The organism is Anabaena sp. FACHB-1237, from assembly GCF_014696225.1.
In the GTDB taxonomy this organism is placed as follows: domain Bacteria; phylum Cyanobacteriota; class Cyanobacteriia; order Cyanobacteriales; family Nostocaceae; genus FACHB-1237.
Map to the genome: position 1 here is coordinate 67,881 of NZ_JACJPV010000012.1, position 17,800 is coordinate 85,680.

A 17,800-nucleotide genomic window follows, 5' to 3' on the forward strand; every position below is an offset into this window, starting at 1 on the left:
ACATTAGCTTATCTCACGAGATACAAGAAAAGCTATAAATTATTTAAAGTTCAATATGTGACAAAATTGACTATAATCTTGATTAATTGCTGATTCTATTACTTAATAAGGTCAAGATTATGTCCAAAATTATCGGGTTTGAAAAAATTACCGCAGAGGAGCGTCTAAGAGGATGTTTGTAAAGTCTAAATTAACACAAAAATCGGCGATTGGAAATCGCGTCTGCACAGGCAAAACCTGCCTACGCAGGTTAAAAATCCTTGGTTTTTCCTTAGTCCACCCAGGTGGTCACTAAGCCTGTATAGTAGCGATAGTGCAGTGTGGCCTAAGCCTTATGATATTCGCCCTATACTTTTAAAACATCCTCTTAAAATCTACAAATTACAATCTACAAATCTCAATTCTATGTCAGAAACTATTTTACAAGTTCGCAATCTCCAAGTTGAATTTATTGGTGATTACAATAAAGTTAAAGCTGTGGATGGAATTAGCTTTGAATTAAAACGTGGAGAAACATTAGGAATAGTAGGGGAATCTGGAAGTGGTAAGTCCGTTACAGCTTTAGCATTAATGGGTTTATTGCAAAATCCTGGTAAGGTCACGGGAGGAAAGATTTTATTTTCTCAAGGTAGTCAACTAATAGATCTATTAAAATTACCTCCTGATGAAATGTCATTATATCGTGGTGGTGATCTAGCAATGATTTTCCAAGAACCTATGAGCTCCTTAAATCCAGTTTATAGTATTGGATTTCAGTTAACAGAAGCAATTATGCGACATCAAAATGTTAATTATGAACAGGCAAAAAGGTTAGCGATCGCTGGTTTACAAGAAGTAAAATTATTAGAAACAGATGCACAAATTGAACAGCAATATATTGATTTTACTCATAATTATGGTAGTCACTCATCCTCTCCAGATTTACTTAATTTAGCTAAGTTAGTTACAGATCATAAAGAACAACTATTACAACGTTATCCTCATCAATTTTCTGGTGGACAATTACAAAGAATTATGATTGCTATGGCAATTTCTTGTAATCCATCTTTATTAATTGCTGATGAACCTACTACGGCTTTAGATGTTACGGTACAAGCAACTATTATAGATTTATTGCATGAATTACAAAAAAATCGGCAAATGTCCATGATTTTTATTAGTCATGATTTAGGTTTAATTGCCGAAATTGCTGACAAAGTTGCGGTAATGTATCAGGGTAAAATAGTTGAATATGGTGCAGCATCAGAAATTTTTAATAATCCTCAACATCCTTACACTAAAGGATTAGTTGCTTGTCGTCCAACTCTTCATAGTCGTCCGCAAAAATTACTCACAGTTTCTGATTATATGAATGCGGAATTAGATGAATTTGGTAGGTTAAAAATTACAGCTAAAGAACCTCATCAACCTCCAGAAATTACCATTACAGAAATTAATTCTCGATTGGAAAAAATAACTAATAAACCACCATTATTAAAGGTGGAAAAACTTAAAGTGGGTTTTCCAGTGCGGGGAATATTTGGAGAAAATAAAAGTTATAATATGGCGGTTAATAGCGTTTCTTTTGATGTATTTCCTGGAGAGACTTTAGGTTTAGTAGGAGAATCAGGTTGTGGTAAAACTACTTTAGGAAGAACTTTATTAAGATTGATTGATCCTTTAAGTGGTAAAATCGTTTTTAATGATCAAGATATTACCTATTTAGTAGGAAAAAAATTACAAAAGTTAAGAAGGGAAATGCAAATTATTTTCCAAAATCCTTTTAGCTCTTTAAATCCTCGCATGAAAATAGGAAATGCCATTATTGAACCATTGTTAATTCATCATGTAGGTAAATCAAAAAAACAACAGCAAGATAGAGCCGTAGAATTATTAGAAAAAGTTGGTTTAAGTGCCGATGATATGGGACGTTATCCTCATCAATTTTCTGGTGGACAAAGACAAAGAATCTGTATTGCTAGATCCTTAGCTTTAAATCCAAAATTTATTATTTGTGATGAGTCAGTTTCTGCTTTAGATGTTTCTGTACAAGCACAAGTTTTGAATTTATTGAAAGAAATTCAAGCTGAATTTAATTTGACTTATATTTTTATTTCCCATGATTTAAGTGTGGTAAAATTTTTGAGCGATCGCATTTTAGTTATGAATAAAGGTAAAATTGTCGAGTCAGGTACATCAGAAAATATTTATCTTCAACCCCAGCAAGAATATACTCAAAAACTAATTGCTGCTATTCCCACAGGAAGCGCAGAAAGAAGGAAAAAATAGCATTAATGCAGTTTATAGGTGCGTTAAACTACCGCTAACGCACCTTAGAAGCTAGTGATAACTACTGCCAAGGAGAAGGAATAGGAGTGGTAGAAATTGCCTTATTTGCCATTAGCCTAATGGCAGTTCTGCCACAATTAGGACATTCTACCTCTAAAAACTGGGAAGAAGTGACATCTACCTCTGTCAACAGTCCTTGTTTGCAGTGCCAACACTCATAAATTACCCTAGAGACTGGTTCATTGCAGTCAAGGATCTTGACGTGCTGAAAATTTCTGATCTCATTTTCTGGTTTCCTGGGTTTATGGAATCTTTTAACTTCTTGAATTTCCATTATTTCACCTGTATCAGCAAGTAATATCTTAGCTTACTTGATAGTTTCTCATCTTACAAGAGTTTAGGACACTGCTATATAAAACCCAGACAAAACTAGACTTTAGTTTCTACTTACATTCCGCACTTCATTTTCTAGTACAACTAGTATAAATTTATTACACTTTACGTATTATTCATGAAATAAATTTCATGGTGCGGAAGATAGGTTTTAATTATTGATAGTTTAGAAAATGGCTAAAAAACCAGATTAATTAAACCTTAATAAACCACTTTTTCTGATACATTACCACTGCTACACCATACCATAATAACAAAGTCACTAACGCAAATAATAAAGAACCATTCAGTTTACCAGACCAAGATGCAAACACATTTTCATAGATCCAATTGTAAATACTAATGGCATTATCTCCTGTTCCTAATTGCGTCTTTGTTGTCACTTTAATTAACAAAACTGAAGCAACAAAAAGAGCGATCGCATTTACTCCCATTACCTCAAATGGTTTAAACCAATCTTTTTTTAATCTCACTTCTACCATTTCATAACAACCCGCTAACACCAATAACGCCCAACCACTAGTAAACAAAACATAGGAACTAGTCCACAATTTTTTATTCATAGGAAATATTGCATCCCACATAATTCCTAACACTAAGCAACACAAACCAAATAACACCAAATCCATACTAATCTTAGAATTTGCTTCTTGTTGTTTCTTCAACCATTCCCCAGCAAATACACCAAAAAGCACGGAAACTATAGCCGGAATTGTACTATATAAACCGTCTGGATCTCCCAAATAATTAAAACCATCACCTTTATATAAATGGGGTTTACTAATCACTAACCGGTCAATAAAAGCCCCAAAATTTCCCTCTCTAGTTAGTACTCCTGCACCATGATCAGGAACAGGAATATACATCATTGTCACCCAATAAATCACTAATAAACCTGCTGCTAATATCCATTGATATTTCGGTTTTAAATGCAAAACTACCAAAGATGCAAAACAATAAGTTAATCCTATTCTTTGCAACACACCCATAAACCTTAAACTCTCAAAATTAAATGTCCACACTCCTTTATTCCAAAAACCATTTAAAAACAATCCTAAAATACACAAAATTATTGTTCTTTTGAAAATACTGACATAAACAGACTTTTTAGGCTTTTCACCAGTGTGATATTTCGCTAGAGAAAAACTCATAGCTACACCAACAATAAACAAAAAGGACGGGAAAACTAAATCTGTGAATGTACAACCATGCCATTCTGCATGATTTAAGGGAGCATATACATTATCGGCTACTCCAGCCATATTAGCAAGAATCATCGCAGCAATAGTCATACCACGAAAAACATCTAGGGAAACTAAACGCATCACTAATCAATAAATATTGAATAACTGAATTTCTAATGATTGAGTATATACTATATTGTCATTAAAATATCAGAATCATACTTACTTATATCACTCTTTGCGTCTCTGCGCCTTTGCGTGAGATAATAATTAAGTTAATTCCATATTTCTTAATAGAATTCCTAATGTCCATAAAAATCGGAGATACTGCCCCTAATTTTACCCTACCATCCCAAAATGGTACAAACGTTAGTTTAAGCGATTTTCGCAACCAAAAAGCCGTCGTCCTCTATTTTTACCCCAAAGACGATACCCCAGGATGTACTATAGAATCCTGCGCTTTCCGTGATCAATATCAAGTATTTAAAAATGCTGGTGCTGAGGTAATTGGTGTTAGTGGAGATTCTCCAGAGTCTCATCAAAAGTTCGCAGCTAAACACAATTTGCCTTTTACCTTATTAACAGATAAAGGCGATCAAATACGTAAACAATACGGTGCAACTATGGCTTTCGGCTTCATTCCTGGCCGAGTTACTTATGTCATAGATAAAGAAGGTATTGTTAGGTATGTATTTGATTCAATGTTGAATTTTCAGGGTCATGTTCAAGAGTCTTTAAAAACAATTCAAGAGTTGTAAGGGCTATCAGTTAAGCTGATAGGCAGCTAAACTGTATAACTAAAAAACCTAAAATTAATGTAGTGCAAGCATCTTGCTTGCATCTATTGTCCAAATTAAAAGCACAACATATATACAGCACATTCCATCTACATGAGGTACACTGTGAACAGGCAAGATGCCTGTGTTACAAGGGTTTTATCATTAAAATCTATACCTCATAATAACGCAAACTGCTGTAATTGGGATTTTGGATGGTGATATTTTTGGTTACATGATGGTAGATTATTGGATTTATTGTTGTTCCTTTTTTGTTCTTCATAAGAAAACAAATTAACTATCAAAAATCCAACATCCAACATCCAACATCTAAAATCGAAAATCCAACATCCAAAATCTACAATCTAACAATCACGCTTTTGCTTTTTCTGGTGTGGTAACACTACTTTGGCTGGATTTGCCATTATAACCATTGTTGTTACCATTATTACGAGGTAAAATCACACCATATCCGCCATGATTTCTTTCGTAAATCACGTTAATTTCTCCAGACTCAATATTACGGAACATATAAAAATCATGTCCCACCATTTGCAATTGTTCTAATGCCTCTGCTAACGTCATTGGTGGCATAGAAAAATATTTTGTCCGTACTACCTCCTCTGGTAATTCTGGTGTGCGATCGCCTATTAAATCCGTTACAATCTTCTCCGGTGCAACTACCTCATCTTTAGACACTGGCTGGGTCTTGTGATCCTGTCTTCTTTCTTTATATTTACGTAATTGTCTAGCTATTTTATCTGCAACTAAATCAATACTAGCATATAAGTTTTCGCTGCTCTCCTCGGCACGGATAACACTACCATTAGCATATATAGTCACTTCCGCAGCTTGCTTTGTACTAATTCGGGGATTGCGAGCCACGCTCAAATGGACATCCACTTCATTTGTGATGTTCTGAAAATGACTAACTGCTTTTTCTATCTTCTGATGCACGTAGTCTCTAATTGCATCGGTGATTTCAATATTTTTACCGTGGATGACAAGCTTCATGTAAACTCTCCCGCCTAATTTTAGATTTGATATTTTGGTATAGAAATAGATATTGCGGTAAGTTCTATAACTATTACCAATTCAATTTGTAAAGGGTTTTGGATACATTCCACAATACAAAACTCACTGGACTTACTCTGATCTGACTAGAGTATTTTCTTGTTTATTTCCTGCTTATATTCACGATGTCGGCATCTTCTTATTTGCAGGGATTAATCCAGTATAAATTTTACTATTGTTTTATGTACTTACTCAAAATCAGTATCTTTTAAATCAATAGCAGCACGCTAGATCATATCCTTTTTCACTGGTTGTTACCTGATCAGTTGTTTGTTTTTATAAAACCGTCTGGATGATAATTTTGATCATCTTAACGACGCACAACTGCTTGCCAATTAGCTATTCCAGCACAACCATAGTAGTTATTAGGGACTAGCGGACAGGTTGATAAATCTACTTCCGTCTGATTTTGATCATCAATTTATATCTTACTCTCCCTGGGAATTACTATATCTGAACTAGAGAATTTCAGGCAGACTGCTACTTTTTTCTTAAAGTAACTTAACAAAGTTATAACTAGTTACTTTTTTTATTTTCCCTCAACTTAAATCTTATATATATATTATATAACGAGTCTGTGGGAAAATTCGATCTTGACGTTATTTTCACCTGATGCCGATTTTAGAAATCCTTCCAAGACCATTTAGCTGATATATTTAAAATAACACTTTATGGTTAATAAAAAATATTTCCTTGACTTTACTTTAAGATCCTTTGCATTGCTTGACATTTATTTAAGGAGTCAAATATCAGCCATCAGCTAGAGTGCTTTCATAACTCACCGAGTCAGGAGACGATAGGGCTAAAGCCATAGTACCGCAAAGTGTAATTCATGGATTCAAAAGTCAAAAGTAAGACATTATAGGCTTTTTAACGATTTAGAATAGTGAGTTTATTTCCGCCAATCTCTAATAGTACCGATACAAAAAAGCTAACTAATGCTAACAAAAGTGCGCTTTTTCTTCTTGCTTTATCTTAGAAGTGTCGGCACTATCTAGTCCACAGGCTAACACGGTTAATTTAACCGCAGTTTGACAAGCTCACTGACCACTTCTTTTTTTTAAATTTGTTGCCGCGTTTAAATCTCTATCATATCATGTCCGCCCAATCACTTACGATATAGTTCATCATTGTATTGCCTTTTGCCAATTACCAATTACCCATTACCAGCCTCAACAGATATGATAAGTGTTCTACCGGACATGATACAGCAGTTTCCGTGATTATGAGGTACAGATGTTAATGATAAAACCTTTGTAACACAGGCATCTTGCTTGGTTCATAGTGTACCTCATGTAGATGGAATGTGATGTATCACACTCAAAACCGCATTTACCACATTTAAACACTCTTTGAGATAGTGGTAATTGAGATTTTTTCTCTCCACAATCAGAGCAAGTTTTACTGCTAGGATAAAATCTATCCACCACTACTAACTTACTGCCATACAGTTGTGTTTTATATTCTAACTGCCTTCTGAATTGATCAAATACCATATCCTCAGATATGATTTCAGGACTTACGCAACTGGCACATTGGTAGGGCGTGGTTCGACATAAATCATGTAAATAACCAAATTGTTGATATCTGAAGCACCCTACAACAGACTTTTTAGTGTGACACTTGCGTAAGTCCTAGTAAAGAAAGTTGTCAATAATCACTACCAGAGCCAAATTTCCAAGCATCAACCCAACGATACCAATAGTATAATATTTTTGGTTTTTGTTTTTCAGGGAGATAATTTATAAATCTTTCTACCACAAAAGTCATAGCAAATAAAACAGTGTACACCAATAAATTTACATAATGTAACACCCAATTAAACAAACTTAATAAACCAACTTGAGGAATAATTTTAGCCACTAGCAGAGGATGGGATAAACCAGTTTTTAACAATGTTTGAGTTAAGGGAATAAACTGTACAACATCCTGTAAAAAAGGTTTTAACACTGGAGTTCCTAAACTTTGCATTTCTTGAAAAACTGCTGATAGCAATAAATTGATTTGTTGAGGGTCAATTTTTTGATTAACTGCCACACTCATGGCTTTTTGAAATAACCAAGTTACACTTAAACTAGGTTGATAAGGTTGAAGTAGTCCTAAAGCACAAGATGATAATTGATCAGTTTTTATTGCTGCTTCAATTCCTAGAGTTAGTCGTGATAAATGACGTACCATAGAACCAAAACCGCCAAAACTTAAAGGTGATTGATTGCCACTACTATCTCCCACTGGTAAGATAAAATTCCAAGGAGTTTGTAGAGGACTTTGACGGTAACTAGGAAAGAAACCGAACAAAGCACGATGAAATTTTAATTGCTGTAATTCCACATTTTGATATTCTGGTAATAGGCGTAAATATTCCTCAAAAAGATGTTCTAAAGTTAGTCTGTTTGGTTCTGCATCCACATAGGTAAATAAATAAGTTGTTCTCCCATCTTTAGCTGGAAAAGCCTCCCAAAAATATTGACATTGATTTTGTAAAGGGGTAAAAGATAATAACAAATCTCCAGAGTCATTTTTCGGAAAACCAGAAGCACAACTTCCCACAACTAAACAAAGTGCATCTGGTTTTTTACCTTGACGCGCTTGTTTAGTAATTGGTGAAAGGTGTCCCATAGCATCAAGTAATAATTTGGCAGTAAATTCATTATTTACTTTAATTCCATTACTGTGAATTACCACATTATTAAAAGGTGTCCTTTCTAGTAATGTACCCCCAGCAGCAAGAAAGCGATTTTTTAAAGTTGCTAATAGATAAAGTGGGTTAATACCAATATTTAAAACATCATTTATCCATATTTCTGTACCAGCAGCAAAACTAACTCGTGCCGGGTTATATTCAGTCACAATAGCGGTTTCTAATTCTGTTTCTGTGAGTAAATTTAATTTTCTAAATACTTGTAATTCGTGGCGAGAAATATTCCATTCTTGTTCTCTTCCTTGTAATATTCCTCTTTCTAAAACTGTGACTTTTAAACCGCGTACAGCTAAAGCACAACCTATGATAATTCCTAAAGTTCCACCACAAATAATTACATCACTGTCTATTTTTTGTAAGTTTTCAGGGTTTTCTGTAACTACTTGAGGGATAGAATTTTCCTCGGTTCTTAATGATGTTAAAATGCTATCTGTACGGCGTAAATTGCCTAATATATCTCCTGGTATTTGGCTGAGAATTTCTTGGGTTAAAGACATAGTAGATATCTGGTGAAAATGGGTGATTCGATATAAACACTATAAACACTACTAATACCAGGCAGTTTTGCTAATTGTGAAAAAGTCTCTCTTATAGTATGGGACTTACGCAATTGGCATATTGGTAGGGTGTGGTTCGACAAGCTCACCAACCACGTCAGACAGTATAAATCATGTAAATAACCAAATTGTTGATATCTGACGTACCCTACAACAGATTTCTTAGTGTGACACTTGCGTAAGCCCTATAGTATCACAAAAAACTTAATACTGCATCAAAATTATTCTCAGCAATATAAACAAACTGTTCGTCAAGGTCAGCACTAGCTTTTTGTCTAATTACAATTCGTATAGTCATTGCTATTACTTGCGGAGTCTCTCAATAAGCTGAGTGCGTTTTTGTTCCCACCATTCATCGGTAATTTCTATCGCTTCACCGCTATCTAATCCTTCTAATAACAATGTGTCTAGTCGTGCTTGTGCTACTTTCTCTAAGTCTTGACGAATCAAGTGGCGAATGTATTCGCTTGTGGTACTATACCCGCCTTTTGCAACCTGTTGATTGATAAAATCTCTCATAGAATCAGGAAGAGAAATATTTACTGTGGTCATGGCTAATAAATTTTTATATTTCTAATGATTTGATTATGGCAAATATTGTCAATTTTTGTCAAGTGCTTTGTAGTATATAAGTAAATTAGTTTTTTGTATGTAATAAATACATATATTTTTATATAAAAAATAGAAATGATAGGAATTTCATAATTAAACTAACACTAATCAAAACAGAGTTGCGGATAACTTACCTATTTAGGATGCGAAATTCATCTAAAATAGAGAAACCCATACACAAAGCGGCTTTCAATCCTTAAACATCACATACACTATAGTAGTTACAGACATTTCTTAAAAAAATAAAAAATTCCTACATATTAATAGATCCCCGCTTTGCGGTATGATTAGGTTCACGATATCAAAGTATAAGCATAAATACAGAGGGCAAGACACTGTGATTAGAGTTGCAATTAACGGTTTCGGACGCATCGGACGTAACTTCGCACGCTGTTGGGTAGGAAGAGAAAATAGCAATATTGAATTAGTCGGTATTAATGACACATCCGATCCCAAAACAAACGCACACCTGCTGAAGTATGACACCATGCTAGGTCAATTAAAGGGTGTAGATATCAGTGCTGATGATAATTCCATTATTATTAATGGTAAAACAGTTAAGTGTGTATCTGATCGTAACCCAGAAAACTTGCCCTGGAAAGAATGGGGAATTGATTTAATTATCGAGTCTACTGGCGTTTTTACCAGCAAAGAAGGTGCAATGAAGCACGTTAACGCTGGTGCTAAAAAGGTACTTATTACCGCTCCTGGTAAAAATGAAGATGGTACTTTTGTTATGGGTGTAAATCATCATGATTATGATCACAACATTCATAATATTATTAGTAATGCTAGTTGTACCACTAACTGTTTAGCTCCCATTGCGAAGGTTTTACACGAAAAATTTGGGATTATTAAAGGTACAATGACCACTACGCACAGTTATACTGGTGATCAACGTTTACTAGATGCTTCTCACCGTGATGTACGTCGTGCTAGAGCAGCAGCTATGAACATTGTTCCTACTTCCACTGGTGCAGCTAAGGCTGTGGCTTTGGTACTCCCTGCTTTGAAGGGTAAACTCAATGGTGTGGCTTTGCGTGTACCTACTCCTAACGTTTCTATGGTGGACTTTGTTGTACAAGTGGAAAAACCTACCATTCTTGAAGAAGTAAACCAAGCTCTCAAAGATGCTGCTGAAGGTTCATTGAAAGGAATTTTAGGTTATAGCGAACTTCCCTTAGTTTCCTCTGACTATCAAGGTACAAATGAATCTTCTATTGTTGATTCTAGCTTAACTTTGGTTATGGGTAATGACATGGTTAAGGTGATGGCTTGGTATGATAATGAGTGGGGTTATAGCCAACGAGTTCTAGATTTAGCAGAATTAGTTGCTATTAAATGGGCTTAAATAATTGACAATTGAACCTTGACAATTATCAAAAATGTTGGAATCCTTGATTGAGTGTTAATACTTGATCAGGGATTTTACCGCTTTTATCGCTTAATATAACTTGTTTATTTTCTGTAATGTATCCAATAATTGCCGCATTTTTGTCCAGTTGTTGCACTAATGTTAATGCATCCTGTTGTGGTAAACACAATACTAATTCAAAATCTTCTCCACCATATAAAATATATTGTACTCTTTGTTCTGGTTTTAATAAATGATTAAATACCTCTGGTATGGGTATTTGCTCATATTGTATATTTGCTCCTACACCACTGGCTCGACATATTTGCAATACTGCATCTGCTAAACCGTCACTGCTATCCATACCAGAAATCGGAAAGGCAGTTTTTGGCAGGATGGATATCACATCTAAACGTGGCTGGGGACGCTGATGAGCCGTGATTAAAGCCGCCTTGTCTTCTGCTTTGAGGTGTTTTCCTATTTCGGGATTTAATAGCAGTTCTAAGCCGGCACGGGATAGACCATGAAAACCTGTGATAACGATCGCATCACCAATTTTAGCTGTATGACGACGGATCACATAGTTAGGGTCTACTTCTCCAAAAGCAGTAATGGATAAAGTAGTGATGGGCGATCGCACCACATCACCGCCTACAATGGAAACATGATATTTTTGCAAACATTGGGTGATACCATCATAAAGTCTTTCTACCCAATTCACAGATATTTCACTGGGTAGACCTAATGCTACCGTAATTCCTAAAGGTGTAGCTCCCATTGCGGCCAAGTCAGATAAATTAGCGGCGGTTGCTCGCCATCCCGCATCCTCTGGAGATGTGGTAAGATCACTAAAATGTACCCCATCTATTAACATATCTGTGGTGACGACTAAGGAATATTCGCGGTTAGTGGGTAATACTGCGGCATCATCGCCAATTATATGTGCAGGACAGAAACTTTGCAATTTTTGTAAAAGTCCTTGTTCACCAATATCTTTAATTTTGAGATTAGATAAGTTATTCATAATGATTATAAAGTAAAAATTAGGATGTTTTTGATGATTGTTTGTGAAGATGTTGGGTATTTTTCAGGATGTTTTTGATGATTTTCTTTAAATGATTATCAACCATCTAAAAATTACCATCCTGTTCATCCTTTAATCGGTGGTTATCCTGATTCTGACAATAAAAATGGTGCGTTACGTCGTGTATTTAATTGATTGGTGTATTTTACGATATTCTTGCACTTCTAACCCACTCTACAAACTCATTCTGACAAATATACCAGATATCAGTTAAGCGATCGCTTTTGATATTAAATTATTAAATCGGATCAACATCCTGGATATCGTGATTCTGACAAATATTATAATGGTTAAAATGTTGAGTATATCTGGAAGCACAGATTTCCAATATAACAATAGTGTGGCAGAAAGTTAGATTTTTGTCAAGGCGTGGAGGAAATATATTTTGTTAAGTTGATTTTTATTTATACTTTGTCTGAATCAGGATGTCCAGGATTTTAGGATTTTCAGGATATTTTTGAATGATTATTTGTGAGGATGTTGGGTATTTTTCAGGGTATAATTCAGCATTTGGGAGATAACTAAATCTTGGCTTTCTTCGCTGTTTTGGCTCTAAATTACCATCAGTTTGTTGTTGCTTATTAGTTATTAATCAAATTGAGCAAGAGTAATATCCTCATTGGGGAAATGAGCTACTATTTTGATATTGCCTCCCAGTGCTTTGATATAGTGGGAAAGAGTGGAAAGTTCAATGTTCTCCTGATTTTCTAAGTCAGAAATAGTGGCTTCAAATTTATCAAAATCTGCTTCTATTTCCTCTGGTGTTAACCCCAAAGAGTGCTGTAATTCCACCAGTTTAAGATGAAGCAAAGCTACTTTACCCAGAATTTGACTTTTAGCTTTTTGCTCTGGAGTCATTTTGTTGCGTAATTCGCTAAAAGGTTTTGTTTTCATATTATTGAATGTTTTTTACTAGGTTTGTTGGGTTTCACTTGGTTCTACCTAATCTACAGTTTTTGCTATAATTTTTGTAATTTTTATCCCCTTGCGGGGAAGAGAGATGGGAGACTGAAAACAAGTCTAATCATCCAGCATCTCACGGATTAGTGTTTCCGTCCCCTTGCGAGGATGATTAAGATAAAAACGATAGTCAGCTTCTAAATTTATCCAAAATTCGGGAGATGTACCTAAAACCTGATATAAAATATCCGCTATTTGAGAAGTTATTGACTGTTTACCTTGAATAATTTCATTAACTAATTTAGGTAAGTCTTGTGAAATATTAGCCAGTTCTTGTAATGTTATACCACTGGATTCTAATTCATCCTGTAAAATTTCCCCAGGTGAAAATAGGACGGTTGGAAAAAACGGTTGATTCATTGCTTTAATTGTTTGACTGTCTATAATTTCATCCTTGATCTTAAGAGTAGCTAAAAAGCTGTAGAGGTGAAAAAAATCCTCTCTACAGCTTTAGACTTTAGTGATAATCTTCTATCTTAAGAATCAAAAGGTATTTAATACTTCCTTCTTCTTCAAATTTGGTAATTAACCGCCAATTACCGGTTAGCGATAAGGTGTATTCTTGTTTACAATTTCGGTTAAGTTTATGAAATTTCAGACTTTTAACAGTATATAAGTCTTGCTCATTTTTAGCTGCTGATATCATCCAGATCGCTTTTAAGAAGCCTTTAACTACAGCTTTTGGATAGTTTTTGCTTTCTTGATGAATATAAACAGCTTCTAATTCCTTAGACTTAAATTTGAAGAGCAAATGACCAGATTGATCACTGGTAGTATTACCAGTAAGGTTATTACTCACAGAAGTTTGATAAGAACTACCATGAGAGGAGTTTACAGATTTTTCATAAGAAAAATTAAATGCCGCAGATGCAGGATGGTTAGAATTATTTGTGTCGTTTTTAACTTGTTGCATACTGGTATTCTTCCATACTTGTTATTAGTCCTTGTCAAGCTGGGAACACAGTCCTTATACTATCATGATTTTTTCTCAGTGACAAGTTATTCGGCACATTTTACACTTTTAATACTACCATCCTCTTTTAACGCTCCAATTTTTACCTTTACTTCCTGTCCTTCCTGAAGTAAACTAGCTTTTTTAGGTTCTTTTTCAGTAATTTTAATTACTCCTAATATTTCATACGTAACTTTATTACCATTAATCTTGGTAACTTTTGCTTCTATAATATCTCCCTCTTTAAACTCTTGAGATTCAGTAACTTTTGCTATTTCCGCTTGACGTGCTGACTCAACAACAGTTACAACTGGTGCGCTAATTCCTCCAATAGGAACACCAGAATTATTATAATATTTCATTAATCTGGATACCCAACCTAATATTTGTAAGATGGTTTGAGGATCGCTATTAGCTTTGAAATATTGATTACAAGTATCGTTTATACTGCTGTAATATTCAGAAGTTTGTTTACTATGTCCAATCATTTTACCTTCTTTAACTAGGACTTTCAGATAGGTTAAAAATGTGGATGTGGCATTATTTTTATCAATAATTGTCCTTAAATATGCCACAGTTTTACTTACTTCGTTAGCATCGGTATTTTCTTGAACTAATTCAATAGCGATCGCATGAGCAATTTCCCATTGTTTATCTGTTAAATTCATAATTTATCAATTCCTAAATTACTAAGTTAATACATTCCTGCTGGTGGTGTTCTATCAGTGGGATAACGTAAAATAGCTACTAGTTGATCTAATTGTTCTTTAGCAATTAATTTTGAATGTGCAACTTGAATTTGTTTTTGGATAAAATCTTTTAATTTATCCCCTGTTAAATCATCATTTTCACTGACTTGATATGATGAATAACGCTGTTTTAAATTTTGTGGGCGATTAATTTTATCAACATTTACAGTCATCGTTCCCATACCAATTGGTTTACCTCCTCCCACTTTTAAAGCTAGAGGATATTTTTGATCTTGTCCTAAAATAATTAACAGTGTTCCTAATTCTTCAGGAAGTAAATTTTTAAAATGTAATTCTGTTTTAAAAGTATATTCTTTTCCTGCTTGTTGTACGGAAATTCCGTCTCCTTGTTTTTTATCAATGGCTTTGGACATATTATAATAAAATTTACGTCCTGCTAATTTGCCATTTTTATAATATGCGTCACAACTAACACGAGGACTATATAAAGAAGGCATAAATCCTGTGGCAAAATTAACATTTTCACAGTTAGCATCATTAAATTCTATCAAACCTTGCCAATCTAATGCTCCAAATACTCGACTAGCTGGACAAAGTTCTTCTTTCTTACGACAAGGTAAACGTTCACTAGGCATTTTATCTTTGTATTTAGAAGTAATTGCACCTAATGTACTATTAGTAATTGCTTCATAAACCGAACGAATACAACCTTTTAAAGAACTTCCTTGAATTGATAATTTATTATCAACTCCTTGAGTCATGGTTTTAATTAAAGAGATTTTTTGGCCAATATCGCTACCTAAAACTACTGCACCAGTGGAAATATGTAAAGAAGTTTTAACTTTTAAAGTTAAATAAATTGTTCCATGTAAACGACTTTGATCATATTTATGATGTCCATAGGGACGCTGTAAATTTGGTCTTCCTGGAGGAAAGGAAACAAAATCATAAGGTTTGGGTACTTTTTCATCATTTCTATTATTCATGGTTTTGCCTATAATGTGAGTGCTATAAAGTGAACAGTTGCAGTTGTTTGATCTTGAAAATATCGCTGTTTAATTTGGAGTTTTTCAGGATCAGGATAACTAAAAACTTTAGGAAAGCGAGTTTCTGTTGGTGGATAAAAATTAGCTTGGCGATCTTCTGTGTACCATTTTTTATCTAATGCTTGAAAATCCTGATCTTCGCCATTAATACTTAACAGTAAAACTTCATAAGTATTGTTTTTTTTGTATTTCCATCTTAGTTCCAATTGATGATTAAATATTTGTCCTTCCAACATGGGAAATTGAAATTGATCACTAATTGAGTTTTTCTCCAATTTATAAATCCCACTGACTCCATGAGTCCACCGGAGAAAATAATAGGTATTATCTGTGATTGATTTATTGATTAACTTATGGATTAATACTAATAAATTATCAACAGATAATGGATGTTCTTGATATCCGATAAAAGCTGTCATTCTGCACCTACTAAACTAATACTTTACTCCAGGATCTAACACCGCGCTCTAACAAATCTTTAACTGTTCCTTCGTGCCAAGTTAATTGTACACCAAAATCTAAATCCATTAATTGTGCTGCTACTGGTGTATCTTGACTATCTTTTGCTGGAAAATTATAGGATTTTGCGTCATTTTCTGGTAAAAATTCCCCAACTCCTAAAAGGTGAGTATGTGGCCATTTTTTGTTAGTACCAAAAGCGCAAATTTCCTGTTTATCTTCTGATAAAATACAACCAGGATATTGGACAACGGCTTTATTTAATTTGACTTTTACCGTTCCTAAACCACGAGATTTAGCAAAACCTAAACCAAACCAACCATCATCTAAATCACGCAATACTAAACCTATTAAACCTAATTGTGCTAAAGTGAAATTTTTTAAATGTAATTTGGTTTTAAATTCTCCTGCTGTACAAACTTGATAATTAAATGGTCCTACAGCAACAGATCCAAATATTCTATCAATTGCTACACCATTTCTTTCTTCTGTTTTTACTGCTTTAGCATTATCTGGATAAGCGTCTTCTATTCTGATTCTACTAGCAATAGAAGTATTACCAAACATTTGATCAGTAAAGGAAGAAAGTTTATAAATATCACTAGATGATTTATTTTTCAAATAGTCATATTTATCATTTAATGGATCATTAGCCCAAGGTAGATTTTTACTGTTAGGTTTTTCCTCTCCTACTGTTCTCACAATACGTTCAGCATGGGCGCGAATTGCACCTTTTAAACTGCTTCCTGGTAAGTATATAGTACGTCCTCCAGAGTGATAGGTTTCTACAAATTCCATATCTGGTTTTGTGGGATCTGCGCCTTCTTTTCCAGATTTAATTAATATTGGTCCATCGGGAATAATGGTTAAATCTATGGTGCAGTGATTAACAAATTTTCTGTGCATAATGTTAGTTTAATGGGGTGATAAATTAAGATTTAATCAAGATTTAATCAAGATTTAATCAAGATTTAAGCAGTAGTTAAAACTAGGTTATTTAACTGTAATTCTGATTGTTGAAATACAAAGTTAACAGCAGCAAATAATTTATCTAGTTCTTGAATTGTGTAATAAGTGATATTTTTGGTAAATTTGTCATTTTCTAGTTTACCAAATTGCCATGTTGTGCCATTAGAAACAATCCCAAAGATAATGATTTGATATTCTCCATTTAATTTTTGAGCAGCGATCATTTCTGCTAAACATTGCGCCCATCCTGTTTCAAAATTGTCTTGTTTTGCTTCTACTAAAATAAAGTAGGGTTTATCAAAAACAACTTTACCTAATGGAGAACATTTAGCTAAAATATATTCAGGAAATCCTGATAATTTTTCATCATAATTTAATGATTGATGACTCCATAAAATAAAATGTTCATGGTAAATTTTCCAAACCTCTTTAAGAACTGGATAAATCAGATTTTCACAGATAGCATATTCTGAGTTAGTAATAACACCATACCGCATCATAAATTGTAAATCTTGGCGGAAATAGTCGGGAATAGTACAAGCAATTTCGCTGATAAAGTCGGTTTCAGTGTAAGTAACTTGAAATATTTTGAGGACTTCACCAATGGTTTTGTAATTACTAAATGCCATAATTTACCTCTTATTGGTTTGGTTTTTAGCCCACCTCAGAATTCATTCTGAGGCTAATAGCGCAAGTCGTCT

Annotated in this window: 18 protein-coding genes; 3 read left to right on the forward strand and 15 right to left on the reverse strand. The window is 34.1% G+C overall.

The genetic code is table 11. From position 1 onward, the window contains the following. Positions 1-405: 405 nt before the first annotated feature. On the forward strand, positions 406-2,268 hold the full coding sequence (locus H6F32_RS08710) for an ABC transporter ATP-binding protein (RefSeq protein WP_190368935.1): 1,863 nt from the start codon (positions 406-408) through the stop codon (positions 2,266-2,268). Positions 2,269-2,329: 61 nt separating this feature from the next. Here H6F32_RS08710 and H6F32_RS08715 read toward each other — a convergent pair whose 3' ends face one another. Both H6F32_RS08715 and H6F32_RS08720 read right to left on the reverse strand, forming a co-directional pair. Beyond that, a complete protein-coding gene (locus tag H6F32_RS08715; RefSeq protein ID WP_190368936.1) occupies positions 2,330-2,602 on the reverse strand; it encodes a hypothetical protein in 273 nt (90 codons plus the stop codon). 253 nt (positions 2,603-2,855) lie between these two features. Beyond that, positions 2,856-3,986, reverse strand: coding sequence for an acyltransferase family protein (locus H6F32_RS08720; RefSeq protein ID WP_190368937.1), 1,131 nt, complete (start codon positions 3,984-3,986; stop codon positions 2,856-2,858). Between the two features lie 164 nt (positions 3,987-4,150). Here H6F32_RS08720 and H6F32_RS08725 point away from each other — a divergent pair, with 164 nt between their 5' ends. After that, positions 4,151-4,603, forward strand: coding sequence for a peroxiredoxin (locus tag H6F32_RS08725; RefSeq protein ID WP_190368938.1), 453 nt, complete (start codon positions 4,151-4,153; stop codon positions 4,601-4,603). A 390-nt stretch (positions 4,604-4,993) separates the two neighbouring features. On the opposite strand, the gene hpf is transcribed toward H6F32_RS08725, so the two are convergent. From hpf to H6F32_RS08745, 4 genes are all read right to left on the reverse strand, one after another. After that, the gene (hpf, locus tag H6F32_RS08730; protein WP_190368939.1) at positions 4,994-5,635 is read right to left on the reverse strand and encodes a ribosome hibernation-promoting factor, HPF/YfiA family; all 642 of its coding nucleotides are present in this window, start codon (positions 5,633-5,635) and stop codon (positions 4,994-4,996) included. Between the two features lie 1,283 nt (positions 5,636-6,918). Continuing rightward, positions 6,919-7,191 (reverse strand): transposase, encoded by a 273-nt coding sequence (locus tag H6F32_RS08735; RefSeq protein WP_242031087.1) that lies wholly within the window; start codon positions 7,189-7,191, stop codon positions 6,919-6,921. Positions 7,192-7,345: 154 nt separating this feature from the next. After that, positions 7,346-8,893, reverse strand: a complete 1,548-nt coding sequence (locus H6F32_RS08740) for an NAD(P)/FAD-dependent oxidoreductase (protein WP_190368940.1) — start codon at positions 8,891-8,893, stop codon at positions 7,346-7,348. Between the two features lie 363 nt (positions 8,894-9,256). Further along, positions 9,257-9,505 carry a type II toxin-antitoxin system ParD family antitoxin gene (locus H6F32_RS08745; protein WP_190368941.1) on the reverse strand — a complete coding sequence of 83 codons (249 nt, stop codon included), beginning with the start codon at positions 9,503-9,505 and terminating at the stop codon, positions 9,257-9,259. A gap of 397 nt (positions 9,506-9,902) precedes the next feature. Between H6F32_RS08745 and H6F32_RS08750 the strand changes: the two genes are divergently transcribed. Then, positions 9,903-10,916 carry a type I glyceraldehyde-3-phosphate dehydrogenase gene (locus H6F32_RS08750; protein ID WP_190368942.1) on the forward strand — a complete coding sequence of 338 codons (1,014 nt, stop codon included), beginning with the start codon at positions 9,903-9,905 and terminating at the stop codon, positions 10,914-10,916. Positions 10,917-10,944: 28 nt separating this feature from the next. On the opposite strand, the gene thiL is transcribed toward H6F32_RS08750, so the two are convergent. The 9 genes from thiL to H6F32_RS08795 form a co-directional block, all read right to left on the reverse strand. Continuing rightward, positions 10,945-11,943, reverse strand: a complete 999-nt coding sequence (thiL, locus tag H6F32_RS08755) for a thiamine-phosphate kinase (protein ID WP_190368943.1) — start codon at positions 11,941-11,943, stop codon at positions 10,945-10,947. Positions 11,944-12,591: 648 nt separating this feature from the next. Continuing rightward, positions 12,592-12,897 (reverse strand): XRE family transcriptional regulator, encoded by a 306-nt coding sequence (locus H6F32_RS08760; RefSeq protein ID WP_190368944.1) that lies wholly within the window; start codon positions 12,895-12,897, stop codon positions 12,592-12,594. Positions 12,898-13,023: 126 nt separating this feature from the next. Next, positions 13,024-13,323, reverse strand: a complete 300-nt coding sequence (locus H6F32_RS08765; protein WP_190368945.1) for a transcriptional regulator — start codon at positions 13,321-13,323, stop codon at positions 13,024-13,026. A gap of 97 nt (positions 13,324-13,420) precedes the next feature. Further along, a complete protein-coding gene (locus tag H6F32_RS08770; RefSeq protein WP_190368946.1) occupies positions 13,421-13,876 on the reverse strand; it encodes a type II toxin-antitoxin system RelE/ParE family toxin in 456 nt (151 codons plus the stop codon). An 86-nt stretch (positions 13,877-13,962) separates the two neighbouring features. Next, a complete protein-coding gene (locus H6F32_RS08775; protein ID WP_190368947.1) occupies positions 13,963-14,583 on the reverse strand; it encodes a hypothetical protein in 621 nt (206 codons plus the stop codon). 26 nt (positions 14,584-14,609) lie between these two features. Then, the gene (locus H6F32_RS08780; RefSeq protein WP_190368948.1) at positions 14,610-15,611 is read right to left on the reverse strand and encodes an RAMP superfamily CRISPR-associated protein; all 1,002 of its coding nucleotides are present in this window, start codon (positions 15,609-15,611) and stop codon (positions 14,610-14,612) included. An 8-nt stretch (positions 15,612-15,619) separates the two neighbouring features. After that, positions 15,620-16,090, reverse strand: coding sequence for a hypothetical protein (locus H6F32_RS08785; protein ID WP_190368949.1), 471 nt, complete (start codon positions 16,088-16,090; stop codon positions 15,620-15,622). A gap of 10 nt (positions 16,091-16,100) precedes the next feature. Continuing rightward, a complete protein-coding gene (locus H6F32_RS08790; RefSeq protein WP_190368950.1) occupies positions 16,101-17,036 on the reverse strand; it encodes an RAMP superfamily CRISPR-associated protein in 936 nt (311 codons plus the stop codon). A 65-nt stretch (positions 17,037-17,101) separates the two neighbouring features. Then, on the reverse strand, positions 17,102-17,728 hold the full coding sequence (locus H6F32_RS08795) for a hypothetical protein (protein ID WP_190368951.1): 627 nt from the start codon (positions 17,726-17,728) through the stop codon (positions 17,102-17,104). Positions 17,729-17,800: the final 72 nt, after the last annotated feature.